Genomic DNA, 24,942 nt, shown 5'->3' on the forward strand with positions numbered 1-24,942 from the left:
CCGCCGCCTTCGGACAGCTTCGCGATCTTTTCCTGCAGGTCGGCAACCAGGTCCTGCATTGCCTGCGCATTGGTCCTGAACGACTCGGAGCGGGCGTTCAGCTTGGTTTCAATTACCGCCATAGGGGCCTCGGGCAGTCGGTTATCGGTTGTGTAGGGTTTATCTGTCGGGCCGGGCGCTCAGGCCGTCCTGGATTCATCGAGGTTCAGTTCACGCACCATCTGGTCGCGCATCACGAACTTCTGCACCTTGCCGGTCACGGTCAGGGGCATCTCGTCGACAAAGCGGATGTAGCGCGGAATCTTGTAATGCGCGATCTGGTCGCGGCAGAACGCGCGGATCTCGTCTTCGGTGGCGCTCTCGCCCGGCTTCAGCACGATCCACGCGCACACCTCCTCGCCATACTTGGCATCGGGCACGCCGAACACCTGCACCGCCTGCACCTTGGGATGGCGGAACAGGAATTCCTCGATCTCGCGCGGATAGATGTTCTCGCCGCCGCGGATCAGCATGTCCTTGACGCGGCCGACGATATTGCAGTAGCCCTCCTCGTCGATGGTGGCGAGGTCGCCGGTGTGCATCCAGCCGTCGCGGATGGCTTCGGCGGTGCGGGCCTCATCGTCCCAGTAGCCCAGCATCACCGAATAGCCGCGCGTGCACAGCTCGCCTTTCTCGCCTACCGGCACGGTGGCGCCGCTGGCGTCGACGAGCTTGACTTCCAGGTGCGGCTGCACCCGGCCCACCGTGGTGGTGCGCTTGTCGAGCGGATCGGTGGTGCTGCTCTGGAACGACACCGGGCTGGTCTCGGTCATGCCGTAGGCGATGGTCACCTCGGACATATGCATCTGCGCCACCACCCGCTTCATGGTCTCGATCGGGCATGGCGATCCGGCCATGATGCCGGTGCGCAGCGAGGAGAAGTCGTAGTCGGCGAAGCGGGGGTGGTCCAGCTGCGCGATAAACATCGTCGGCACGCCGTGCAGCGCGGTGCAGCGCTCTTCGCTGACTGCGCGCATGGTGGCCTCAGGGTCGAAGGCCTCGCCCGGGAACACCATCGCCGCGCCGGTCGAGACGCACGCCAGCACCGACAGCACCATGCCGAAGCAGTGGTAGAACGGCACCGGGATGCAGAGCTTGTCCTGCTCGGAGAAGCGCATCGCCATGGCGATAAAGCGCGCGTTGTTGACGATATTGCGATGCGTGAGCGTGGCACCCTTGGGCGCACCGGTGGTGCCGCTGGTGAACTGCACGTTGATCGCGTCATGGCGGTCGAGCTGCGCCGTGATGCGGTCGAGCTCCGCGCGCGCCACGCCGGCGCCGCGCGCCAGCACCTCGGCATAGCGGATCATGCCGGGGGTCTCGCCCTCGCCCATGCGGATCACCCAGCGCAGCGACGGCAGCCGCGCGGCCTGCAGCGCGCCCGGCGCGCTGGTGGCCAGCTCCGGCGCCAGCGCCTGCAGCATGTCGAGGTAGCGCGAGGTCTTGAAGGCCTCGGCGGCGACGATCGCCTTGACGCCGACCTTGTTCAGCGCGTATTCCAGCTCCGCCAGCCGGTACGCCGGATTGATGTTGACCAGCACCAGGCCCAGCCGGGCCGTGGCGAACTGCGTCACCAGCCACTCCACCCGGTTCGGCGCCCAGATGCCGACGCGGTCGCCCCGGGCCAGGCCGAGCGCATGCAGCCCGGCGGCCAGCGCATCGATGGCTTCAGCAAACTCGCGCCAGTTCCAGCGCACGCCCTGCTCGCGAAAGACCACGGCCTCGCGTTCCGGGAACGCTGCCACGGTCTGCGCCAGCAGCGCCGGCACGGTCTGCTCGGACAGCGCAAGGCTGGTGTCGCCACGGACGTGCGACAGCCCGCCGGCGGGCAGAATGGTGGGAAGCGGCTCTCCCTGCATCTTCATCGTTGTCTCCAAAGCGCGTCGGGTTTCGACTTGAGTTGAGCGTAACTCAACATCACGAATATCGCCGGGGTGGTTCACCCAATCCGGGTTAACCCCGTGATGGCGACTGCCAGTGCTGCCGGGTAATCCTTAGACTTCCGGTCTCGTCACATCGGAATGACGAAAAGGTATACGGGCTGCCGGGAAAATTCAACCTTAATTTGAGGCTTACTCAACTGCGCGCAAGAATGGGGTACGATGTAACGGCATTGCGCGGCGCCCGCCTGGTCCGCGCTGCCGCAGTTCCGTGCCCTGCACCGGGGTACGGCCTATCATTCGCGCTTTCGCCTGCCGGGGATCCGACACCATGGAAGACAACGCCGCCACCCGCCGGATCCCGTCCGGCGCCAGGGCGGAACAACGCATCCGCGACATCCTGCGCGTCAGCCGCGAGGTGTTCGCCGAACTGGGCTACGACAAGACCACCACCACCGAAATTGCCCAGCGCCTGGGCGTGTCCGAGGCCACGGTGTTCACGTACTTCCAGAGCAAGCGCAAGCTGTGCGTGCGGGTCATCGAGGACTGGTACGACGAAATCATCGACGCGGTCGAGCGCGGCATGCCGCGGCACCAGAGCACCAGGGACCAGCTGGCGTTCTACGTGAAGACGCACCTGCGCCTGTTTCTGATCCAGGGCACCGGGCTGTGCGCGCTGGTGTTGTCCGAAGGACGGGCCAAGGGGCCGGACCTGGGGCAGGAGTTCGTGCCCCTGCAGCGCCGCTATACGGCGCCGCTGATGGAGCTGCTGGCGCGCGGCCGCGAACATGGCGAGATTCGCGCCGACCTGCCGCTGAGCCTGTTGCGCTCTGCCATCCTGGGGCCGATGGAGCATATCCTGTGGGATGCCATCGCGCGCGAGCGCGAGGTCGATATCGACAAGACCGCCGCAGGCATGGTGGCCCTGCTGTGGCCCGCGCTGCAGCCGGCGAATATCGAGCTGGAAGCGCTGCGCGCGTTCCATGGCGAAGTCGGCGCGGCGCTGCGCAAGCTGGACGGGGCCTGACCCGATCCCCCGGCCAAATGGGCGAATTCCTTGTACGCTGGAGGAGGCATTAACCCCAGCACGGAGATTGCGACATGCCCGTCCAGCTTAACCACACCATCGTCTTCTCTCACGACAAGCAGGCCTCCGCGGACTTCCTGTGCGAGGTCCTGGGCCGTCCGCCAGCCGAGCCGTTCGGCCCCTTTCTTGGCGTCGCGCTCGACAACGGCGTCACCCTCGACTTCATGGACGGGCAAGGCGATATCGCCATGCAGCACTACGCCTTCCTGGTCAGCGACGCCGAATTCGACCACGGTCTCGCGCGCGTGCGCGCGCACCAGCTCACGTTCTGGGCGGACCCGTACCGGCGCCGCCCTGGCGAGATCAATACCGACGACGGCGGCCGGCGCATCTATTTCGAGGATCCCAGCAAGCACTTCCTCGAGATCTTCACCCGGGGCTGAAGCCCCGCGGCCTTGACGTGCCTCTGCCTCGACACGGCAGGCGGCCACCACGCCGCGCCTGTACACCATCCTGCGCTTGGTTGATGCGGTTGGGCTTCATAGAATGAAATGGCCTGGTTTCCGCCGCATCCAAGGACCATGCAGACCGCCGCCTATCCCTACCAGCCCGTGCGCGAGCGGCGCACGCTGACCTGTTTCCTGCTGGCCCTGCTCATGCACCTGCTGCTGGGGGCCCTGCTGTACTACGGCGTGCGCTGGCGCAACGCCGTGCCCACCGGCGTCGCGGCAGAACTGTGGGAGCCCGTCCCCGAAGCCACCGCGCCCGAGCCTGCCGTCAAGCCGGCACCGGTGCCGCAGCCCGTCGAGGAAGAAGACGCCGATATCTCGCTGCAGGAAAAGCAGCGCAAAGACAGGCAGGCCGAGCGCGAGGCCGCGCAGGCGCGGCAGCGTGAAAGCCAGGCCCGTGCCGAAGCGGCACGCAAGGAGGCGCAGCGCAAGGCCACGGAGGCGCAGCGCCAGGCCAGCAACGCCGAGCGCCAGGCCGAACTGGCCCGCCTGCGCGCGCAGGCCGGCGGTGCCGGCGCCACGTCCAACACCGGAGCCGGTTCGGGCTCGTCGGCCAGACCGTCCTCGGGCTATGCCGAGCGCGTGCGCCAGCGGGTCAAGCCCAACATCATCTTCAACGAGGATGTCGCCGGCAATCCGGCGGCGGTGGTCGCCGTGCACATGGCGCCCGACGGCTCGCTGCTGTCGACGCGGCTGGCCAAATCCAGCGGCAATGCCGGCTGGGACAACGCGGTGCTGCGCGCGGTGCAGCGCTCCGACCCGCTGCCGCGCGACAGCAACGGCGTGGCGCCCTCCAATATCCTGATCACGTTCTGGCCCAGGGACGAGGGCGGCTAGGCCCTCGCCACCCCAGGCCGCGCCCGCGTCCCGTAGCGTGCGTTATCGCACCAACGGCGACCCGATAGAACTAAATTCCAATAATTCGCGCTTTACAGGAATGAGATTACAATTCCACCGCGCCTGGAAGGACAAATTGCATGCCTGTGCTACCGCCGGTCCATATCATGAATAGACAAGAACAAGCCGACGAAGCCCGCCATGACGACCGCCTCCCTCGTTACCGCCTCCCCTCTTGCCGCCCGGCCGGCCGGCGCCCCGCTCGACCGGCTGGCGCTCGACCTCGCCGACATCTTCAGCAACAGCGCGCGCCTGGTTGCCAGCCACATCGCGCAGCACCTGCCCGACACCGAAACGCTGCTGGCGGCGTTGCCGCCGGGGGCCTTGCTGGGCTCGGCCGACACCTATACCCGGCACCTGGTCTACGGCGATCCGCTGGAACGCTTCTCGGCCATGGTGCTGGTCTGGCGCCCGGGCCAGGCCAGCCCGGTGCATGGCCACCGCACCTGGTGCGCCTACCGCGTGCTGCGCGGCTCGCTGACCGAGCAGCACTACCGGTGGGATCCCGCCAGCCGGCGCGCGCACCATGCCAACACCGTCACGCGCAGCGCGGGCGATACCTTCAGCGTGCCGGGCGGCCTGCAGCATATCCACGCGCTCGGCAACGCCAGCGAAGAGATCGCGATTTCCCTGCATCTCTATGGGGTCAGCCGCGACCATATTGCGACCGGCGTGAACCTGCTGGTGCCCGCCGACGCCTAGCCGCCCCGCCGCGCGCCTGGTGCGGGCGCCCTTTCCCCCTCTGAAGCCACGCGCCATGGACCGCTACGACAAACAGATCCTCGCCCTGCTGCAGGAAGACGCCACCTTGCCGGTGGCGGAAATCGGCGAGCGGGTCGGCCTGAGCTCGACGCCATGCTGGCGCCGCATCCAGAAGCTGGAAGAGGCCGGCCTGATCCGCAAGCGCGTGGCGCTGCTCGACGCCGGCAAGCTCAATGCCGGTGTCACCGTGTTCGTCTCGGTCCGCACCAGCCAGCACAACGTGAAATGGCTCAAGCAGTTCCACGGACTGGTGTCGTCGATCCCGGAAGTGACCGAGTTCTATCGCATGGCGGGCGACACCGACTACTTGCTGCGCGTGGTGGTGCCTGATATCGCCGCCTATGACCGCGTCTACAAGAAGCTGATCCAGGGCGCCGAGCTGGCCGATGTCAGCTCCAGCTTCGCCATGGAGCAGATCAAGTACACCACCGCGCTGCCGCTGGACTATGCCTGAGCCGGCACTTGGCCGGTCGTAGCGCGGCAGCCGGGCCGGCCAGCACTGGCAATTCCCGCCATGGCAGCGGCTTCTGCCGCGCTTTTCAGCGCATCCTGTTGCAAATACCCCGCATTCCGGCAGACTAGCCGCCACGCATTCCGGGCCCGGAACCTGCTGCGACGCAGCAATGGCTGTAGAATATGCGGCCCCTATTCAAACGGCCGCGGCGTACGGTTATCCGCCCCGCCCCCGCCGAACCCCACGCGAGCCTTGACAGCAGGTTGGAATCACGCGCGCCCTCGTGCGCACTGCCGTCGAAACGCGATGCACGAAGGAAACAGCAGTCAATGACAAGTGGCGCACAACGAACCGCAGCCAAAACACGAGCAGCAGTCAAGGACAACGGCCAGGCCAGTCCGGCCGCGGCACATACTGATCCGTCGGCCGATGCCGCCGCGCGCAGCCAGCAGCTGCGCGCGCTGATCCAGCTCGGCAGGCAGCGCGGCTACCTGACGCACGCGGACATCAGCGACCACCTGCCCGAGAACTTCACGGATACGGCCGCGATGGAAAGCATCGTCGGCACCTTCGCCGAGATGGGCGTGAAGATCTACGAGCAGACCCCGGATGCCGAGACCCTGCTGCTCAGCGACGGCCCGGTGGTGGCCTCCGACGAGCAGGCCGAAGAGGAAGCCGAGGTCGCGCTGGCCACGGTCGATTCCGAGTTCGGCCGCACCACCGACCCGGTGCGCATGTACATGCGCGAAATGAGCTCGGCCACGCTGCTGACGCGCAAGCAGGAAGTCGAGATCGCCAAGCGCATCGAGGAAGGCCTGAACAACATGGTCCACGCGATCTCGGCGTGCCCGTTCACCATCGCCACGATCCTGGAGCTGTCGGCCAAGGTCGCCGCCAACGAGATCGGCATCGACGACGTGGTCGACGGCCTCAGCGACGAGACCATCGCCGAGCCGGCCGCCGCCGCCGCGGATGACACCGACGACAGCAGCCTCGACAGCGCCGACGAGTCCGACGAAGACGACGACGACAGCGCCGATGAAGGCAGCAGCGGCCAGCAAAGCGCCGAAGCCGACCTGGCCCGGCTGCGCGACGAGTGCATGAAGCGCTTTGCGCGTGTCGCCGAGCAGTTCGAGCGCATGCGCGCCGAAAGCGAAGCCGGCCGCGCCGCCGCACCGGCCTTCGCCGCCGCGCGCGACGCGGTGCGCGAAGAGCTGCGCACGATCCGCTTTACCGCCCGCACTATCGAGCGCCTGTGCGCCAACGTCCAGTCCATGGTCGACGAGGTGCGCGCGATCGAGCGCCAGGTGGTGCAGCTGCTGGTCGAGCGCTGCGGCATGGAGCGCGAGGACGTGATCGCGCGCTTCCCCGGCAACGAGACCAACCTGGCCTGGGGCCAGGGCCTGGCCGCCGAAGGCCGCCCCTACAGCGCCGCGGTGGCGCGCGCGCTGCCGGACCTGGAAGCGCACCAGCAGAAGCTGATCGACATCCAGGCCCGCGCGGCGCTGTCGCTGGCCGAACTGAAGGCGGTCAACCGCAAGATGCTGGCGGCCGAGCGCCAGATGCGCCAGGCCAAGCACGAGATGACGCAGGCCAACCTGCGCCTGGTGATCTCGATCGCCAAGAAATACACCAACCGCGGCATGCAGTTCCTTGACCTGATCCAGGAAGGCAACATCGGCCTGATGAAGGCGGTCGACAAGTTCGAATACCGCCGCGGCTGGAAATTCTCCACCTACGCCACCTGGTGGGTGCGCCAGGCGGTCACGCGCGCCATCGCCGACCAGGCCCGCACCATCCGCGTGCCGGTGCACATGATCGAGCAGATCAACAAGCTTAACCGCCTGTCGCGCGAGATCATGCAGCAGACCGGCAAGGAACCCGATCCGGCGGTGCTGGCCGAGCGCCTTGACATGACCGAGGACAAGGTGCGCTCGATCATGAAGATCGCCAAGGAACCGGTGTCGATGGAGACCCCGGTGGGCGAGGACGGCGACACCAGCCTGGGCGACATGATCGCCGACTCGGACACCGCCACGCCCGCCGACGCCGCCTTGCAGGCCGGCCTGCGCGCGGTGGTGCGCGAGATGCTCGACGAGTTGTCGCCGCGCGAAGCCAAGGTGCTGCGCATGCGCTTCGGCATCGACATGTCGACCGACTACACGCTGGAAGAAGTCGGCAAGCAATTCGATGTCACGCGCGAGCGCATCCGCCAGATCGAAAGCAAGGCGATGAAGAAGCTGCGGCATCCCAGCCGCGCGGACCAGTTGATCACCTATCTGCGCGACGCCTGAGCGGTCCTCCGCCATCCGCGCACAGAGGAGTGTTATCCATGCCTGACCCGAACCTCTCTTTCTTTGGCAGGCTCTCGCTTGCCATGGGCACGTTCTTCGCGATCCTGGGCAACCGCGAGCTGGCCGCCGGCATCAAGCGCCTGCGCGCGGGCGAGCCGGCTGCGCAGGCGGCCCCGGTGAGCGCCCCCGCGCCCGCGCCGGTTGCTGAACCCGCGCCCGCGCTGAAGGAAGCCAGCCCGGTGGCCGCGCTGCAATTGCTCGGACTGCTGCAGCGCGACGCCCGCTTCGTCGACTTCGTCGAGGAAGACATCGCGCGCTATGCCGACGCCGAGATCGGCGCCGCCGCGCGCCTGGTGCACGATGGCTGCCGCGCGGTGCTGCGCGAGCATTTCACCATCCGCCCGGTGCGCGAGGAAGCCGAGGGCAGCCGCGTCACGCTGGCCGACGGCTTCGATGCCAGCGCGATCCGCCTGACCGGCAACGTGGTGGGCAGCGCACCGTTCCATGGCGCCATCAGCCATCGCGGCTGGAAGGTCGAGGAAGTGCGCCTGCCGCGCCTGGCCGAGCGCCATGACGCGACCGTGATCGCCCCCGCCGAGGTGGAGCTATGAGCGAGGCCCGCTATGCCATCGGCCAGGCCCGCTACGCCATCGGCATCGACCTGGGCACGACCCACAGCGCGGTCTCCTACGTCGACCTGGCTGCCAGCGATGGCGAGAACACCAGCCAGCGCGTGCTGCCGATCGCGCAGCTGACCGCGCCCGGCGCGGTCGAGGACCTCGACCTGCTGCCCTCGTTCCTGTACCTGCCGCACGCCAGCGAACTGGCCCCGGGCGACCTGAACCTGCCGTGGAGCGCCGCGCGCGACTTCGCGGTCGGCGAGATGGCGCGCAGCCGCGGCGCGGGCACGCCGATCCGGCTGGTGTCCAGCGCCAAGAGCTGGCTGTGCCATCCCGGCGTCGACCGCCGCGCGGCGATCCTGCCCGCCGACGCGCCGCCGGAGGTGCCGCGCGTATCGCCGCTGGAGGCTTCGGTGCGCTACCTGACGCACCTGCGCGAAGCGTGGGACCAGGCCCATCCCGACGCGCCGTTCGGCGAGCAGGACGTCACCGTGACGATCCCCGCGTCGTTCGATCCTGCCGCCCGCGAACTCACCGCCGAGGCCGCCGCGGCGGCCGGCTATGCCCGCATGACCCTGCTCGAGGAGCCGCAGGCCGCGCTCTACAGCTGGATCCAGAAGAGCGCCGGCCAGTGGCGCAAGCAGGTCAAGGTGGGCGACATCATCCTGGTGGTGGATGTCGGTGGCGGCACCACCGACCTGTCGCTGATCGCCGTGATCGAGCGCGACGGCAACCTCGAGCTGCATCGCATCGCGGTGGGCGACCACATCCTGCTGGGCGGCGACAACATGGACCTGGCGCTGGCGCACGTGGTGGCGCGCAAGCTGGCGGCGCAGGGCACGCAGGCCGATCCGTGGCAGCTGCGCGCGCTGACCTACGCCTGCCGCGCCGCCAAGGAAACGCTGCTGACCGACCCGGCCACGGACAGCGTGCCGCTGGTCGTGCCCAGCCGCGGCGCGAAGCTGATCGGCGGCTCGATCCGCACCGAGCTGACCCGCGCCGAACTGACCCAGACCATCCTCGAAGGGTTCTTCCCGCAAGTCGACGCCGCGGCGCGCCCGGTGACCCGGGCCCGCGCCGGCCTGACGCAGCTGGGCCTGCCGTACGCGCAGGACGCGGCCATCACGCGCCACCTGGCGGCGTTCCTGGGCCGGCAAGCAGGCGCGCTGGCCGAGATCGAAGGCCTGCAGGCCACGCAGCCGGAAGGCGCCAGCTTCCTGCGCCCCACCGCCGTGCTGTTCAACGGCGGCGTGTTCAAGTCGGGCCTGCTGGTCGAGCGCATCCTGCAGACGCTCAACGGCTGGCTCGCTGCCGAAGGCGCGGCGCCGGCGCGCCTGCTCGACGGCGCCGAGCTGGACCTGGCGGTGGCGCGCGGCGCCGCCTATTACGGCTACGTGCGGCGCGGCAAGGGTGTGCGCATCCGCGGCGGCACCGCGCGCGCCTACTACATCGCGGTGGAATCGTCGATGCCCGCCGTGCCGGGCTTCGAGCCGCCGATCCAGGCGCTGTGCGTGGCCCCGTTCGGCATGGAAGAAGGCACCGAGGCCGAGCTGCCGCCGCAGGAGTTCGGCCTGGTGGTGGGCGAACCGGTGCATTTCCGCTTCTTCGGCTCATCCGTGCGGCGCCAGGATCAGGTCGGCACCCTGCTCGACTTCTGGGGACCCGAGGAACTGCAGGAACTGGAAGAAATCCAGGCAACCCTGCCCGCCGAAGGCCGCACCGCCGGCGAAGTGGTGCCAGTCAGGCTGCATGCGCGCGTGACCGAGGCCGGCACGCTGGAGCTCGAGGCGGTGCCGCGCGCCAGCGGCGAACGCTGGAAGGTGCAATTCGACGTGCGCGGCAACGCCGATGCCTGAAGCCGCGGCAGCGGCGATGAAGCAGTCGATGAAGCAGTACATCGTCGGCATCGACCTTGGCACCAGCAACACGGTGGTGGCCTACGCCAGGGTCGGCTCCGACGATATCCGCGTGTTCGACATCGACCAATTGGTCGCGCCGGGCGAGGTCGCGGCCCGTCCCCTGCTGCCGTCGGTGCGCTACCACGCGGCGCCGGGCGAGCTCAATGGCGATGACCTGCAGCTGCCCTGGCAATCGGCCGCCAGCGCGGCCGCGCGCCGCACCGTGTTCGGCCGCCTGGCGGCAACGTTGGGCGCGCAGGTGCCGGGCCGGCTGGTGGCCAGCGCCAAGAGCTGGCTGTCGCATGCCTCGGTCGACCGCACCGCGCCGATCCTGCCCTGGGGCGGCGAGGAGGATCTGGACAAGATTTCGCCGGTGGTCGCCAGCGCCAGCTATCTCGGCTACGTCTGCGCGGCCTGGAACCACCGCTTCCCCGACGCGCCGCTCGAACAGCAGGACGTGGTGCTGACCGTGCCGGCCTCGTTCGACGAGGGCGCGCGCGCGCTGACGCTCGAAGCCGCGCGCCTGGCGGGCCTGCCCGCGCTGCGCCTGCTGGAAGAGCCGCAGGCCGCGCTCTACGACTGGCTGTTCCACCATCGCCAGACCCTGGAGCGGGACCTCGCGCAAACCCGGCTGGTGCTGATCTGCGACGTCGGCGGTGGCACCACCGACCTCACGCTGATCCGCGTGGCGATGCAGGACGGGCAGCCGCAACTGACCCGCATCGGCGTGGGCAACCACCTGATGCTCGGCGGCGACAACATGGACCTGGGACTGGCGCACCAGGTCGAAGCGCGCCTGGGCGACGGCGCGCCAGCGCAGCCACGCCTGTCGGCCGCAAGCCTGTCGCAGCTGGTGGCGCGCTGCCGCGCCGCCAAGGAACAGCTGCTGGGCGCGGATGCGCCCGATGCCGTCAACGTGACGCTGCTGGGCGCGGGCTCCCGGCTGGTCGGCGGCGCGCGCTCGGTGCAGGTGACGCGGCAGGAAGTCGAGCAACTGGTGGTCGACGGCTTCTTCCCCAGGGTGCCGGCCAGCGAACGGCCGCGGCGCGCGCGCGGCGCCATCGTCGAGTTCGGCCTGCCCTATGCCGCCGATCCCGCCGTGACCCGCCACGTCGCCGCCTTCCTGGGCCAGCACGCGGCGCAGGCCCGTGCCGCGCTCGGCATCGAGGACGCGCCGGACGATACCCTGCCGGTGCCCGACACCTTGCTGCTCAACGGCGGCGTGTTCCGCGCGCAGGCGCTGGCCGACCGCATCGCCGACACGCTCGGCGGCTGGCGCGGCGCGCCGCTGCAGTTGCTGCACAACGCCGATCCGGACATTGCCGTGGCACGCGGCGCGGTCGCGTATGCGCGCGCCCGCGCCGGCCAGGCGCCGCGCATTGGCGGGGGCTCGGCGCGCAGCTATTTCCTGGTGCTCGACGATGGCGCCACGGGCCAGCAAGGCATCTGCCTGCTGCCGCGCGGCACCGAGGAAGGCCACGAAATCCACCTCAGCGACCGCACCTTCGCCTTGCGGCTGGGGCACCCGGTGCAGTTCCACCTGGTGTCGTCGGTGGCCGAGACGCCCTACCAGCCCGGCGCGCTGACCGACCTGTCCGGCGGCGACTTCGTGCGCCTGCCGCCGATCGCCACCGTGGTGCCGACGCGCGGCGCCGGCGGCCCGCGCGAAACGCCGGTGCAGATCACCACGTCACTGACCGAGGTCGGCACGCTCGAAGTCCACTGCATCAACACCGGCGATGCCGCGCAGCGCTGGCGCCTGGAGTTCCAGCTGCGCGGCAACGACGCCGCGCCGCCGGCGCCAACGGCCCATCCGTCGCTGCCGCAGGCCCTGGAGTTGATTGACCGCACCTTCGGCGCGCGTTCGCAGGAGGTCGGGCCGAAGGAGGTCAAGCGCCTGCGCGCGCAGCTGGAGCAGATCCTGGGCGCGCGCGAGCAGTGGGACAGCGCGCTGCTGCGCGAGCTGTTCGGCGCCTTGTGGGAGCGCGCCAGGCGCCGCCGCCGCACGGCGGACCATGAGCGCCTGTGGCTTAACCTGGCGGGCTATTGCGTGCGCCCGGGCTTTGGCTACCCGCTCGACGAATGGCGCGTGGCGCAGCTGTGGTCGCAGTACGACCAGGGCATCCAGTACGTCAACGAAAGCCAGAACTGGTCGGAATGGTGGACGCTGTGGCGGCGCGCCGCCGGCGGGCTCGACGAAAGCGCGCAGCTGCGCCTGCTGGAAGACATGGCCTTCTACCTGCAGCCGCCCGGCAGCGCGCACTTCAAGAAGCCGGCGGGGCCCACCCGGGGCGGCTATGCCGACATGGTGCGGCTGGCCGGTTCGCTCGAGCGCCTGCCCGTCGACGCCAAGACCGAGCTGGCCGGCTGGCTGCTGACGCGGCTGCGCAAACCCTCCGAGAACAACCAGGGCTGGTGGGCGGTGGGCCGCATCGGCGCGCGCATGCCGTTCTACGGCAGCGCGCACAGCGTGGTGCCGGCCGAGACCGCCGGCCAGTGGCTGGACGCCATCCTCGCGCTCGACTGGAAAAAAATCGAGCCGGCCGCGTTCGCCGCGGTGCAGATCGCACGCATGACCGGCGACCGCACCCGCGACCTGCCCGACGAGCTGCGCGCGAACGTGGTGCGCCGGCTAGAGGCCGCCAACGCGCCGCCAGGCTGGATCGCGATGGTGCGCGAGGTGGTCGAACTCGACGCCGCCGACGAGGGACGGGTATTCGGCGAGGCGTTGCCGGCCGGACTCAAGCTGATCGCGGGCTAGCCCGCCCCGGGGCGGAGAGCGCCCGCAAGCGCCTCGCTTGCCACTTGCCGGCGCCGGGGCAGCCGATGACCTACGATGTCGGTAGGCTCTCCGGGGTCCCATCGTGCAGCCGTTCGCCCGCCATCCCTCTATCGTCTTTCTCGCCTTGCTCGCCGCTGCCGCCATGGCATCGGCCGGGCTGTGCCGCGCCGACGACGCACGGCAGAAGCAGCGCGCGGAGATGGTCAGCGAGATTGCGGCGATCGACGCCGGCGCCGGCGTGCCGAACCGCAGCCACGGCATCGCCCCGGGCGTGATGGCCGTGATGAGCCAGGTGCCCCGTCATGAGTTCGTGCCGGACCCGCAGAAGCCGCACGCCTACGAGAACCGGCCATTGCCGATCGGCCATGGCCAGACCATTTCGCAGCCGTATATCGTGGCGCTGATGACCGATCTGCTGCGGGTCCGGCCGGGCGACAGCGTGCTCGAGATCGGCACCGGCTCCGGCTACCAGGCCGCGGTGCTGAGCCAGCTGGCGCGCGCGGTCTACACCATCGAGATCATCGAGCCGCTCGGGCGCCAGGCCTGCGAGCGCCTGCAGCGGCTGGCCTACCGACAGGTCGCGTGCAAGGTGGGCGACGGCTACTACGGCTGGGACGAGCATGCCCCTTATGACGCCATCGTCGTCACCGCCGCGGCCAGCCACGTGCCGCCGCCGCTGATCCGCCAGCTCAAGCCGGGCGGGCGCATGGTGATCCCGGTGGGCGCGCAGTTCCTGACGCAGTACCTGCTGCTGGTCGAAAAATCCGCGGACGGCAGCGTCAGCACCCGGCAGATCCTGCCGGTGCGCTTCGTGCCGCTGGTCGGCAAGCACTGAGGCGCGCCACCGGCTGGCCGCCTCATGCGATGAGCGCGATGAGCCCGACAAGCGCGATGCCACGCCCGCCGCTGTTTGCCCTGGCCCTGCTCTCCGCCGCCGCGCTCGGCTACGAAATCCTGCTGATGCGGCTGCTTTCGATCATCCTGTGGCATCACTTCGCCTACATGATGATCAGCGTGGCCCTGCTCGGCTACGGCGCCGCGGGGGCGCTGGTGGCACTGGCGCAGCCGGTGCTGGTGCGGCGTTTCATGCCGGTGTTTGCGGGCGGCGCGCTGCTGTTCGGCATCAGCGCCGTGGCCTGCTTCGAGCTCGCGCAGCGAGTCGGCTTCAACCCGCTGGAAATCCTGTGGGAGCCCACGCAGCCGCTGCGCCTGGTGGCGATCTACCTGCTGCTGTTCGTGCCGTTCCTGTGCGCGGCCACCAGCGTGTGCCTGGCCTTTGCCCGCTTCCCGCTGCAGGTGCCCCGGCTCTACAGCTTCGATATCCTTGGCGCCGGTCTGGGTAGCCTGGGCATCATCGCCGCGCTGTTCGTGCTGGCTCCGGTCGATGCCCTGCGCCTGGTCAGCATGGCGGGCATGGCGGCCGCGGCGCTGGCCTGCATCGAATGCCGCGCCTGCCGCGTGGACCGCCCCTGGCTGCCGGCGCTGCTGCTGGCGGCCGCGGCGGTGCCGGCGGCCATCCCGGGTGGCTGGATGGCGTTGCGGCCGTCGGAGTACAAGGAACTGAGCCAGGCCCTGCGCATCGGCGACGCGCGCGTGGTGGCGCAGCGCTCCAGTCCTCTCGGCCAGGTCACGGTGGTCGAGAGTCCGTCGATCCCGCTGCGCCATGCGCCCGGGCTCAGCCTGAATGCCACCGCGGAACCGCCGCCGCAGCTTGCCGTGTTGACCGACGGCGACGGCCTGAGCGCGCTCAACCGCTATGACGGCCGGCGCGAGCCGCTGGCCTACCTGGGCGACCTGACCTCCGCGCTGCCGTACCACCTGCTGCAGGCGCCGCGCGTGCTGGTGCTGGGCAGCGGTGCCGGCGCCGACGTGCTGCAGGCGCTCTACCACGGCGCCAGCACGGTCGACGCCGTCGAGCTGAACCCCCAGGTGATCGGGCTGGTGCAGGACCGCTTCGGCGCGTTCTCGGGCCGGCCGTACAGCGCGGCGGGCGTGCGGGTGCATGTCGGCGAGGCGCGCGGCTTCCTGGCGGCCAGCCGGCAGCGCTACGACCTGATCCAGGTGGCGCTGCTGGATTCCTTCAGCACCTCGTCGGCGGGTCTGTATGCGCTCTCCGAGAGCTACCTCTATACCGTGGAGGCGTTCGGGGAATACCTGCGCCACCTGCGGCCCGGCGGCCTGCTTGCGATCACGCGCTGGGTCTCGCTGCCGCCGCGCGATATCCCGAAACTGTTCGCCACCGCCGTGGCGGCAATGGCGCGTGCGGGCGTGCCCGACCCGTCGCGCCGGCTGGTGCTGCTGCGCGGCTGGAACACGGCCACGCTGGTGGTCAAGCACGGCGACTTCGAGCCCGCGGAAATCGGCGCGCTGCTCGACTTCAGCCGGACGCGCTCGTTCGACGTCGAATACCATCCCGGCATCCGGCCCGGCGCGGCCAACCGCTACAACGTGCTCGACCAGCCGGATTTCTACGCCGCCGCGCAGGCGCTGCTCGGCCCCGAGCGCGAGCTTTTCCTGTCGCGCTACAAGTTCGACGTGCGGCCCGCCACCGACGACCGGCCCTACTTCTTCCACTTCTTTAAATGGCGCACGCTGCCGGAGCAGATCTCGCTGAAGGCGCAGGGCGGGCTGCCCTTGCTGGACTGGGGCTATCCGGTGCTGGTGGCGACGCTGCTGCAGGCCACGGCCGCGGCGCTGCTGCTGATCGGCGTGCCGCTGCGGGTGCTGCGGCGGCGCGCGCCGGCGTCACCGGTGCCGGCGGCGCGCACTGGCTTCTACTTTGTCGCGGTCGGCCTTGGCTTCATGTTCGTCGAGATCGCCTTTATCCAGAAATTCATCCTGTTCCTCAGCCATCCGCTCTATGCCGTGGCAGTGGTGCTGTGCGCGTTCCTGTGCTTTGCGGGGCTGGGCAGCCGCTTTGCGCCACGCCTGCCGGCGCGCGCCGGCCCCGGGCGCGGCCGGCGCCAGGTGGCGCTGGCGATCGGCGGCGTGTGTGTCGTGGCGCTGCTCTACCTGTTGGCGCTGCCTGTGGTGTTCCCGCTGCTGATCGCCTGGCCGGATCCCGCCAGGGTGGCCATTGCGGTGGCGCTGATCGCGCCGCTGGCCTTCCTGATGGGGATGCCGTTCCCGCTCGGCCTGTCCGGGCTCGCCGCGCGCGACGATACCCTGGTGCCGTGGGCCTGGGGCATCAACGCCTGCGCCTCGGTGGTGGCGGCGGTGCTGGCCACGCTGCTGGCGATCCACGCCGGCTTTACCGTGGTGGTGCTGGTGGCGCTGCTGCTGTATGCCGGCGCGGCGCTGGCGTGCCCCTGAGGCTTGCGCGGTGCCGCTGGGCCCGCGCCCTCAGCCCGCGGCCGCGTTGCCCTGGGCCGCGTGCAATGCCGGCTGGCTCGGCAGGCGCGGCACGAAACGGTGGCGGTCGATCTCGCCGCCGCGCGCCACCAGGATGATGCCTTCGGGGATTTCCTCCCACACACCCTGCACGTCGATCAGCGGCTCCGACAGCACCAGGAAAGCATCGTCGCCCGCGGCGGCGATGCGCGGGTCGTCCGGATAGAGTTCGCGCAGCTGCCGGAACGAGGTGCTGTGGAACAGCGAGCGCGAGTTGGTCTCGCTCGAATAGCGCACCGCCACGATCTGCCGGCCATCGGTCACGCACACCGTCATGTTGAGCGGGAACTGCACGTCGTGGCGCTGGCCGACGTCCTCGATCAGCCCGGCCATCTGCTCGAGGGCGCCGACCGGGTCGCGCTCCAGCCCGAAAGTCAGCGCCAGGAAGAACATCACCTCGGAATCGGTCGAGCCCTCGATCCAGCGGAACAGGTGCGGCGCCACCGCCATCATCAGGTCGCGCCGCACCAGCGGATAGTCGCGGATCAGGCCGTTGTGGACGAACAGCCAGCGGCCGAAGCGGAACGGATGGCAGTTGGTTTCCTGTGTCGGCGTGCCGGTGGCGGCACGCACGTGCGCGACGAACATCGGCGCGCGCACCGCCCTGGCGGTCTCGCGCAGGTTGGTGTCGCTCCACGCCGGGTGCAGGCAGCGGTAGCGGAACGGCACCTCGGCATGGCGCCCGTACCAGCCGACGCCGAAGCCGTCGCCGTTGGTGGTGGTATGGCCGAGCCGGGAATTCAGGCTCTGGTCGATCAGCGAGTGTTCCGGCTGGAACAGCACCGTTTCCAATGCTACGGATCTGCCCGAATAAGCCAGCCAGCGGCACATATTGCTCCTCCTTGTCCTTGGCGGGTGCGGCGCGATGCCCTCCGCCCCACACTCCAGTTGTAGGACGGCGCGGCGCGAACGGCAAAGAAATGGTCCGTCAGGCACCTGCCGGCGCCCGGCCAGCCGGACTCAGGTGAAGCGGTAGGCCAGCGAGATGATGATCGGCCCCAGCACCGGCAGCATCACGTTGGCGATGGCATAGGTGATGGTGTAGCCCAGCAGCGGCACCGAGCTCTGGCTGGCGGCCAGGATCGCGCTGATCGCCGGGGTGCTGACGTGCTGCCCGGCAATCGCGCCGACCAGCAGCGGGCCTTCGATCCTGAGCAGCTTGTGCCCGATCCACAAGGACAGGCACGCCGGTCCCAGCGACACCGCCAGCCCGATCAGCGGCAGCACCGCGCCGTGCTCGCGGATCAGCGCGATCGCATCCGGCCCGGCCGACAGCCCGACGCAGGCGACGAACACCGCCAGCCCAAGGTCCTTCAGGATCTGCACCGCGGACGCGGGAAAGGTGCCGAGCGACGGCTTGCGGGACTGGGCCCAGCCGAACACCAGCCCGCTCAGCAGCGCCCCGCCGCCGCTGCCCAGCGAAATGTGCATGCCGCCCGGGCTCACGCTCAGCGTGCCCACCAGCAGGCCGGCCAGGATGCCCACGCACAGGAACACCAGGTCGGTGACCTCGGAGGCCCTGGCCTCCACGCCGATGACGCCGATGGCCTCGGACAGCGAGGGCTCCAGCCCGACGATGGTGATCACGTCGCCCAGCTGCAGCGGCGTCGAGCGCGTGATCGGCAGCGACAGTCCCGAGCGCCGCACTTCCAGCACCCAGACCTCGCGTAGCCGCCGCGCGCCGGCCAGGCGCGCCAGCTCGCCCAGGGTCTTGCCGTTGACGCGGCGCTTGTTCACCACCACCTGCTTTTCCACCAGCTGGATGGCATCGGTGTGCGCCTCGGGCAGCAGCACTTCCGGGCCGATCAGCGCGGCGGCCTTCAGCAGGTTGCTGCGGATGCCGACCATGGCGAGGATATCGCCGGCCTGCACGGCGTCGTCATCGCCCAGCTCGATGCTGGTCCCGCCCCGCAGCACCTTGACCACCGAGGCCCGGCCGCCGACCTGGTGCTGCAGTTGGCTTACCGTCATGCCGGCGGCCTGGTGCACCGAGTAGGCGCGCCCGATCAGCCGCGGCAGCGCCGGCTGGGTGGCCACGTCATCGTCGGACGCGGGCTCCATGCGCGCCGCAACCTCGCGCGCGGCCTGGCGCAGGTCGATGCCGAGCAGTGCCGGCGCGATCTGGCTGGTGAAGAACACGATGCTGATCAGCCCGACCAGGTAAGTCAGCGTATACGCGGTGGCGATATTGGCCTCGTAGCGGCCCACGGTGGTGGCATCCAGGCCCAGGTGCTTGAGCGCTTCGGCGGCGGTGCCCACCACCGCCGACTCGGTCGCGGCGCCGGCGGCCAGCCCGGCGGCGGTGCCCGGGTCGAAGCCCAGCCAGGCCGCCGCGGCCAGCGCGATCGCCAGCACCACCAGCGCCTCCACCACCGGCAGCACCATATAGCGCAGGCTCGAGCGGTTCAGATTGGCAAAGAACTGCGGCCCGCCGGAATAGCCCATGGCAAAGATGAACAGGGCGAAGGCCATGTCCTTCAGTTCGCCATGCATCTGGCAGCCGGTCTGCCCCATGAACAGCGCAACGATCAGCGTGCCGCACACGCCCCCCAGCTGGATCGGTCCGACCCGCGCCTTGCCGACGAAATTGCCGAGTCCGACGGTGATGAACAGCACCAGCAACGGGTTGGCGGCAAGGAAATCAACGGTACAGGTCATGGGGGCGCGGGTTGAGTTCGGGGGAGCGGCTGGATCAGGGCGGGATCAGGGATTGAGCGGTGGCAGCGCCGGCGCGGCGTGGTGCCGGCGCTGCGGGGCGGGCCTTGCGTGGCGGCCCAGCGCCTGCGCGAGCGGGTTGCCGTCCCAGGCGGACGAGGCCTGCACCGCCCCGTAGAGATGGCGCTGCAGGCCGGTGACGGCGTCGGCCAGCGCGGCATCGCCGGCGGCTTCGGCCCAGGCCACGGGCGTGGTGCCGTGGGCGGCGCGGGTCCAGTCGCCCAGCGCCTGGCTGGCGGCGGCCGCATCGCCCGCGCGGCAGGCCCGCAGCGTGGCCGCCAGCCGCGCCTCGGCGCCCGCGGCGCGGGCTTGGCGGCGCTCGGCGCGGCGTTGCCGCAGGCGCACCAGGCGCGGCCGCAGCCGCCGCCACAGCAGCGCCAGCACGGCGGCGCCGAGCAGCGCGACCGCGCCCCACAGCAGCGTGCGCCACGGCAGGCCGCCCGCGCCCGGCATCGCGCCGGTCGACGGCCCGCCCGGCGCCAGCGCCCCGGCGTTGCGCGCGGCGGCCACCTCGACCTTTACCGCCGGCGCTTCGGAGCTGGTCGGCCGGCGCGTGGCGGGATCGACCCAGTCCGCCGTGACCGCGGGCAGCGTATAGGTGCCGGGACGCTCGAACACATAGGTCAGGGTATCGATGCGCGTGCCGCCCGGCTCCGGCGCCGCTTGGGCCTGGTCGCCTTGGGCCTGGTCGGACAGCCGCGCATCCGCGCGGAACATGCGCACGCCGCGCGGTGACGCGGCATGCGGCGGCACGATCATCATCGCCTGGGTCTGCGGCGCAAAGGTGGTGACGGTGCGCACCAGCGCATCGCCCGCATGCAGCCGGACCACGCCGTGGTCGGGCTTGTGGTCCAGCGTCTGCGTCACGCTGAGCCGCGCCACCGGCAGCAAGCGCCGGCCGGCGGTGGCGCCCGCCGCCGCGGTGCCGGTGCCGCCCGTGCCGGCCCGGATCGTGGTGACCGGCAAGGTGATGCTGCCCTCGCGCGGCGCGCCGTCGTCGCCGGCGTAGGTCACGCGGATGGTCGCGGCCGGCAGCCGGAACTCGCCATCCTGCTCGGCGGTGAAGGCGTAGGTCTTGCGAATGCCCGCATAGGCCACGCCATCGATGGTCTCGGTGGAATTCACGGCGCGCGCATCGGGCAAGGTGACCACCGCGCCCGGCACTGCGAGCGGCGGGAACTCGGGTGCCGACAGGAAATAATTGGGCGCCAGGATGGTGACGTCGATGCCGACCTGCTGGCCCACCAGCACCGGCTGGTGCGCGCCAACGTCGACACGCACGATGGGCCCGGCCGGTCCGGCAGCAGCCCGCGCCAGCCAGGGCCACAGCCAAGCGGCCAGCAGCAGCACCAGCGCGGCGCGCCCCAGCCACGCGCGAGTCGGCATGGCGTGGCGCCTCATCGCGTGCCCTGCGCCGGCGCCGCCTGTCCTTGCTGCAGCGCGAACTTGCGCTGCAGCAGGTCGGTCGGCGTGGTCTGGATCGCGCGCATCCACATCTCGGCATCCTGCGCCAGCACCACCTGCAGCGACTTGCCGCCCGGCGCAGACGGCTTCGCGGCGTCGTACTTGACCTGGTCCGGAGGCAGGTCGGGTGGTTCTTCGCCGTCGTCGGGGTCCGGCTTTTCCTTCGGCAGCTGCTGCGCCAGCAGCTTTTCCATCAGCGCCAGGTTGGCGCTTGCCTCTGGCCACTGCGGCTGGCGCCTGAGCGCCTGGCGGTAGCGCGCGGCGGCCTGCTGGTACTGGCCTTGCCGCGCCAGCGCATTGCCCTGGTTGTAGTCGGCCTGCGCCGAATCGACCCGTGCGAAACTTTGCACCGCCTGCGCGTACTGGCCGGCGCGATACTGGGCGATGCCACGCCACATCGGGTCGTCGAACAGCGTCGCGGCGCGGGCAAAGTCGCCTTGCTCGAAGGCGCGCCGGCCTTGCTGGTCATGCGTCAGCCACAGGTCGACGAAGCGCCATGGGCGTACCGCATGGGCTTGCGTGGCTGGCGCGGACGACTGCGCATGCGCCTCGGGCGGCGCGGCAAGCGCCAGGGCAAGCAGCAGGCCCGCGTTCCAGCGCACGGTCCAGCCCTTGCGGAACCATAGCATCGCCAGCAGCGCGAGCGGCGGCACCAGCCACCAGCCTTCATCCTTCCAGCGGGTGCGGTCGCCGGCCTGCATCTGTTCGAGATGCGACTGCACGTGGCGCTGCACCCAGGCCACGTCGTCGTCGCTGTCCGGCGTGAAGGTCGCCACCGGCACGCCGCTGTCATCGCCGAAGCGCTCCAGCGCTTTCACATCGAGCCGCGCAAACACCCGCGCGCCGTCCTGCTCGACAAAGCCGCCGGCGGCATCGCGCAGCGGCCCGCCCTGCGCGGTGCCCAGCGCCAGCACCACCGGCTGGCTGCGGCCGCTGTGGTCCTGGGCGCGGAACGCCGCCGCGGCGGCGGGGTCGACGCCGTCGGTCAGGAACAGGATGGTGCCGGGCACGGGTTCGCGCTTCAGGTCGGCGTCGATCACGCGCAGTGCCTGCGCCATGTCGCGCCCGGGCACCGGCATGATGCGGGTCTGCAGCGCATCGGCGAAGGTCTGCAGCAGGCTGGCGTCGTCGGTCAGCGGCAACACCAGGTGGGTCGAGCCGGCATAGGCGTAGATGGCGGTGCGGCCGCCGTCGCGGCGCGCCAGGAGCGCCTTGATCTTGAGCTTGGCGCGCTCCAGCCGCGTGGGCGTGACGTCGACCGCGTCCATGCTCGGCGACAGGTCCACGGCGATCGCCAGCGGCGCCTTGTCGTCAAGGAACGGCGGGCGTTCCTGGCGCCAGCTCGGGCCCGCCAGCGCCACCGTGCCCAGCGCCAGCAGCAGCGCGGTCAGGTGCACCGGGCGCAGCGCCAGCCGGCGGCGTTCGCCGAGCATCAGCGCGTCGAGCAGGTGCGGCGCGATGGTGTCGCGCCAGCGCCGCCGCACGTCGCCGCGGCGCCGCACCGCCCACATCAGCAGCGCGGCCGGCAGCAGCCCCAGCAGCCACCACGGGCGCAGGAAATGGAAGTGGGCGAGCGGCTCGAGCCAGGCCGGCATCAGCGCCCGCTCCCGGCGGCATCCGCCATCGCGCCTGGCGGGGCCGAGGCTTGCGTCGCGTCCGTCGCTTCCGTCGCTTCTGCCACGTCGGCACGGGGTGGCCGCGGCCGCGCGACCCACGCCGAATAGCCGAACATCAGCAGCTGGTAACCCAGCACCAGCGCCAGCGCCGCGCCCAGCGGCCACATGAACAGCTCGCGCCGCGGCCGCCAGGACAGCGTCTTCTGGTCATGCGGCGTGATCCGGTCGAGGGTCGCGTAGATGCTCTCCAGGCTGGCCTGGTCGGCGCCGAAGAAATAGCGCCCGCCGGTCTGTGCCGCCAGCCGCTGCAGCACGTCGAGGTCGAGCTTCTGCTCGCCCGCGGCGTTGGGATCGCCGATGCCGATGGTATGCACCACCACCTTGCGTTCGCGCGCGATGCCGCCGGCGCGCTCGGGCGGCATGCGGCTGGCGGTGTCGTTGCCGTCGGTCAGCACGATCATCACGCGCTCCGGCGCCTCGCTGTGCCCGAACAGCTTGATGCCGAGCCCGATGGCATCGCCCAGCGCCGTGCTCGGTCCGGCCATGCCGGGCAGCAGGTCGGCCAGCAGCGCCTGCACCAGCTGGTGGTCCAGCGTAAACGGTGCCAGCGGATACGGCGCATCGCCGAACACCACCAGGCCGATGCGGTCGCCCGGACGCCGCGCCACGAAATTGCCGACCACCTGCCGCACCGCCTGCAAGCGCGGGATCAGCGCGCCGGACGGAGCGCGGAAGTCGCGCGTGTCCATCGACTGCGACAGGTCCAGCGCCAGCAGCAGGTCGCGCGCCGGCTGCACCTTCTGCACCGGCGCCTCGAGGTACTGCGGCCGCGCCAGCGCCGTCACCACCAGCGCCCACGCCAGCGGCGCCAGCACCCATTGCAGCCGGTTGCGGCGCGGCACCACGGCGCCGGCGGCCGGGGTCAGCCCGGCGGCACTGGCGACCTCGCCAAAGAACGGCAGCCGTACCGACGGGCTTTCCTCGCGGTACGGCGGCAGCCACCACCACAGCAGCAAGGGCAGCGGCAGCAGCGCGAACAGCCAGGGATATTCAAACTGGTACATGGTGCTCCGCAATCCAGCGCCGGCATGCCGCCGCCACGGCGCGCACCTCGGCGTCGGGCCATTGCGCCAGCGCGGCGTCGCCACGGTACTCGGCGTCTTGCACCAGGGCCGCCAGCTGCGGCGCGACATCCTCGGCCCGACCCGCATGCGCCCGCAGGAATTCGGCCCAGCCGCCGCCGGCCAGGCTGGCCACCTGCGCGCGCGGCCACGCCGCCAGCGCGGTGCGCTTGAGCAGCGCCGCCATCGCGCGCAAGGCCGCGGCGCGGTGTGCGGGGTCGGGGTCCTGCGGCAGCGCCGCCAGTTCCGCCAGCGCCTCGCGCCGGTAGCGGTTGGCGCGGTAGCGCCGCCAGGCGCGCCAGCCAGCCCAGGCCAGCGTTAGCAGCAGCACGCCGCCGGCGATCGGCCAGCCGATGGTCTGCGGCATCCACGATGGCGGCGGCGGCACGGCGAGGTCGGCCAGCGTTGCCAGGGTCGCCGGGGCGGCGCTGTGCGTGAGGCTCATCGCGCCGCCCCCGCGCGTTGCCGCACCGGTGCCTGCTGCAGCGGCCGGCCCAGCAGCCGGCGCAACTGCGGCGCGGTCTCTTCGGCGGCGGACAGCGGCAGCAGCGGCACGCCCATGGCATGGTGCCAGTCCAGCAATGCCCTGGCGCGGGCATCGGCAAACTCGGCGATGCCGCGCCGCGTGGCGGCGTGGCCGAAGCCGAGTTCGACCTGCAGCTCGCCGTCGCTGACCACCAGCTGCCCCGAGCCCGGCAGCGCGCCGAGGAACGGGTCGTGGACCAGGATGGTCAGCACATCGTTGTGCGTTGCCAGCGCCAGCATCAGGTCGCGGGTGCGGGTGTCATGTCCATCGAAATCGCTGACCACGATGACCAGGCAATCGTGGCGCGCCATGCGCGCGGTGCGCTCCAGCGCCGCGTTGAGCTGCCCCGCGGCGCGGCGCGCCGGGGCGTCGGCGCGCAGCGCCTGGTTGAAGCGCGCGATGCCGCCCAGCAGCTGCTGCACCGCGTCGCGGCTGCGGCGCGGCGCAAATGCTTCGATGCGGTCGTCGCCCAGCACCACGCCGCCGACGCGGTCGCCTTCGGCAAGCACCCGCCACGCGGCCAGCGCCGCCGCCTCGGCCGCGCTGACCGATTTCATCGCGCGCCGGCTGCCGAAGAACATGTTGATGCGCTGGTCCACCACCAGCAGCACCGGACGGTCCTTCTCCTCGGTGTAGACCCGCACATGAGGCCGGCCGGTGCGCGCGGTCACGCGCCAGTCCATGCTGCGGATATCGTCGCCGGGCAAATACAGGCGCAATTCCTCGAAAGTCAGCCCGCGCCCGCGCACGCGCGAGGCATGGCGCCCGGCCAGCACGCTGTGCACCGGCTGGCGCGGCAGGAAATGAAAGTCGCGCGCGGCCACCTCGAGCCGGGCCAGCGCCGCGGCGTCCACGCTGACACCGCTCAGCGCCTGCGAAGACGGCGCGTGCGCCGCCGCCGGGGCGGCGCGGGCGATGGCGCGGAATGGCAGGCGCATCGGAGGCCCT

Annotated in this window: 19 protein-coding genes; 11 read left to right on the forward strand and 8 right to left on the reverse strand. The window is 70.7% G+C overall.

Annotated features, from left to right (window positions below):
* Nucleotides 1-179: 179 nt before the first annotated feature.
* Nucleotides 180-1,904, reverse strand: coding sequence for an AMP-binding protein (locus MKD50_RS23135; protein ID WP_252668810.1), 1,725 nt, complete (start codon nt 1,902-1,904; stop codon nt 180-182).
* Nucleotides 1,905-2,250: 346 nt separating this feature from the next.
* On the opposite strand from MKD50_RS23135, the gene MKD50_RS23140 reads away from it, so the two are divergent.
* From MKD50_RS23140 to MKD50_RS23190, 11 genes are all read left to right on the forward strand, one after another.
* Nucleotides 2,251-2,946, forward strand: coding sequence for a TetR/AcrR family transcriptional regulator (locus tag MKD50_RS23140; protein WP_115711648.1), 696 nt, complete (start codon nt 2,251-2,253; stop codon nt 2,944-2,946).
* 74 nt (nt 2,947-3,020) lie between these two features.
* A complete protein-coding gene (locus tag MKD50_RS23145) occupies nt 3,021-3,389 on the forward strand; it encodes a VOC family protein (protein ID WP_252668812.1) in 369 nt (122 codons plus the stop codon).
* A gap of 138 nt (nt 3,390-3,527) precedes the next feature.
* The gene (tolA, locus tag MKD50_RS23150) at nt 3,528-4,292 is read left to right on the forward strand and encodes a cell envelope integrity protein TolA (RefSeq protein ID WP_252668814.1); all 765 of its coding nucleotides are present in this window, start codon (nt 3,528-3,530) and stop codon (nt 4,290-4,292) included.
* A 201-nt stretch (nt 4,293-4,493) separates the two neighbouring features.
* Entirely contained in the window at nt 4,494-5,054 is a 561-nt protein-coding gene (locus MKD50_RS23155; protein WP_252668815.1) for a cysteine dioxygenase family protein, read from the forward strand.
* A 55-nt stretch (nt 5,055-5,109) separates the two neighbouring features.
* Nucleotides 5,110-5,568: an Lrp/AsnC family transcriptional regulator gene (locus MKD50_RS23160; RefSeq protein WP_018004094.1), complete on the forward strand. Its 459-nt coding sequence runs from the start codon at nt 5,110-5,112 to the stop codon at nt 5,566-5,568.
* A 329-nt stretch (nt 5,569-5,897) separates the two neighbouring features.
* The gene (gene rpoD, locus MKD50_RS23165; protein ID WP_115706898.1) at nt 5,898-7,862 is read left to right on the forward strand and encodes an RNA polymerase sigma factor RpoD; all 1,965 of its coding nucleotides are present in this window, start codon (nt 5,898-5,900) and stop codon (nt 7,860-7,862) included.
* A 38-nt stretch (nt 7,863-7,900) separates the two neighbouring features.
* Entirely contained in the window at nt 7,901-8,473 is a 573-nt protein-coding gene (locus MKD50_RS23170; RefSeq protein ID WP_115706897.1) for a DUF2760 domain-containing protein, read from the forward strand.
* 17 nt (nt 8,474-8,490) lie between these two features.
* On the forward strand, nt 8,491-10,338 hold the full coding sequence (locus tag MKD50_RS23175; RefSeq protein ID WP_252668965.1) for an Hsp70 family protein: 1,848 nt from the start codon (nt 8,491-8,493) through the stop codon (nt 10,336-10,338).
* A 28-nt stretch (nt 10,339-10,366) separates the two neighbouring features.
* Nucleotides 10,367-13,141 (forward strand): Hsp70 family protein, encoded by a 2,775-nt coding sequence (locus tag MKD50_RS23180; protein WP_252668967.1) that lies wholly within the window; start codon nt 10,367-10,369, stop codon nt 13,139-13,141.
* A 103-nt stretch (nt 13,142-13,244) separates the two neighbouring features.
* Entirely contained in the window at nt 13,245-13,997 is a 753-nt protein-coding gene (locus MKD50_RS23185) for a protein-L-isoaspartate(D-aspartate) O-methyltransferase (RefSeq protein WP_115706896.1), read from the forward strand.
* A gap of 56 nt (nt 13,998-14,053) precedes the next feature.
* Complete coding sequence (locus MKD50_RS23190) at nt 14,054-16,474, forward strand: spermine/spermidine synthase domain-containing protein (RefSeq protein ID WP_371925387.1); 2,421 nt, start codon at nt 14,054-14,056, stop codon at nt 16,472-16,474.
* Nucleotides 16,475-16,504: 30 nt separating this feature from the next.
* On the opposite strand, the gene MKD50_RS23195 is transcribed toward MKD50_RS23190, so the two are convergent.
* From MKD50_RS23195 to MKD50_RS23225, 7 genes are all read right to left on the reverse strand, one after another.
* Entirely contained in the window at nt 16,505-17,383 is an 879-nt protein-coding gene (locus MKD50_RS23195) for a class II glutamine amidotransferase (protein ID WP_115706894.1), read from the reverse strand.
* A gap of 129 nt (nt 17,384-17,512) precedes the next feature.
* Complete coding sequence (gene aspT / locus MKD50_RS23200; protein WP_252668819.1) at nt 17,513-19,210, reverse strand: aspartate-alanine antiporter; 1,698 nt, start codon at nt 19,208-19,210, stop codon at nt 17,513-17,515.
* A gap of 45 nt (nt 19,211-19,255) precedes the next feature.
* Nucleotides 19,256-20,653, reverse strand: a complete 1,398-nt coding sequence (locus MKD50_RS23205) for a BatD family protein (protein ID WP_252668820.1) — start codon at nt 20,651-20,653, stop codon at nt 19,256-19,258.
* 11 nt (nt 20,654-20,664) lie between these two features.
* On the reverse strand, nt 20,665-22,326 hold the full coding sequence (locus tag MKD50_RS23210; protein WP_252668822.1) for a VWA domain-containing protein: 1,662 nt from the start codon (nt 22,324-22,326) through the stop codon (nt 20,665-20,667).
* Nucleotides 22,326-23,411 carry a vWA domain-containing protein gene (locus MKD50_RS23215; RefSeq protein WP_252668824.1) on the reverse strand — a complete coding sequence of 362 codons (1,086 nt, stop codon included), beginning with the start codon at nt 23,409-23,411 and terminating at the stop codon, nt 22,326-22,328. The genes MKD50_RS23210 and MKD50_RS23215 overlap by 1 nt, the downstream gene beginning before the upstream one ends.
* Nucleotides 23,398-23,913 (reverse strand): DUF4381 domain-containing protein, encoded by a 516-nt coding sequence (locus tag MKD50_RS23220; protein WP_240074518.1) that lies wholly within the window; start codon nt 23,911-23,913, stop codon nt 23,398-23,400. Before MKD50_RS23220 ends, MKD50_RS23215 begins: the two co-directional genes overlap by 14 nt.
* Nucleotides 23,910-24,932, reverse strand: a complete 1,023-nt coding sequence (locus MKD50_RS23225; RefSeq protein ID WP_115706888.1) for a DUF58 domain-containing protein — start codon at nt 24,930-24,932, stop codon at nt 23,910-23,912. Before MKD50_RS23225 ends, MKD50_RS23220 begins: the two co-directional genes overlap by 4 nt.
* Between the last annotated feature and the right edge of the window lie 10 nt (nt 24,933-24,942).

Origin of the sequence: Cupriavidus mimosae (genome assembly GCF_023952485.1) — a bacterium.
Lineage (GTDB): Bacteria > Pseudomonadota > Gammaproteobacteria > Burkholderiales > Burkholderiaceae > Cupriavidus > Cupriavidus taiwanensis_C.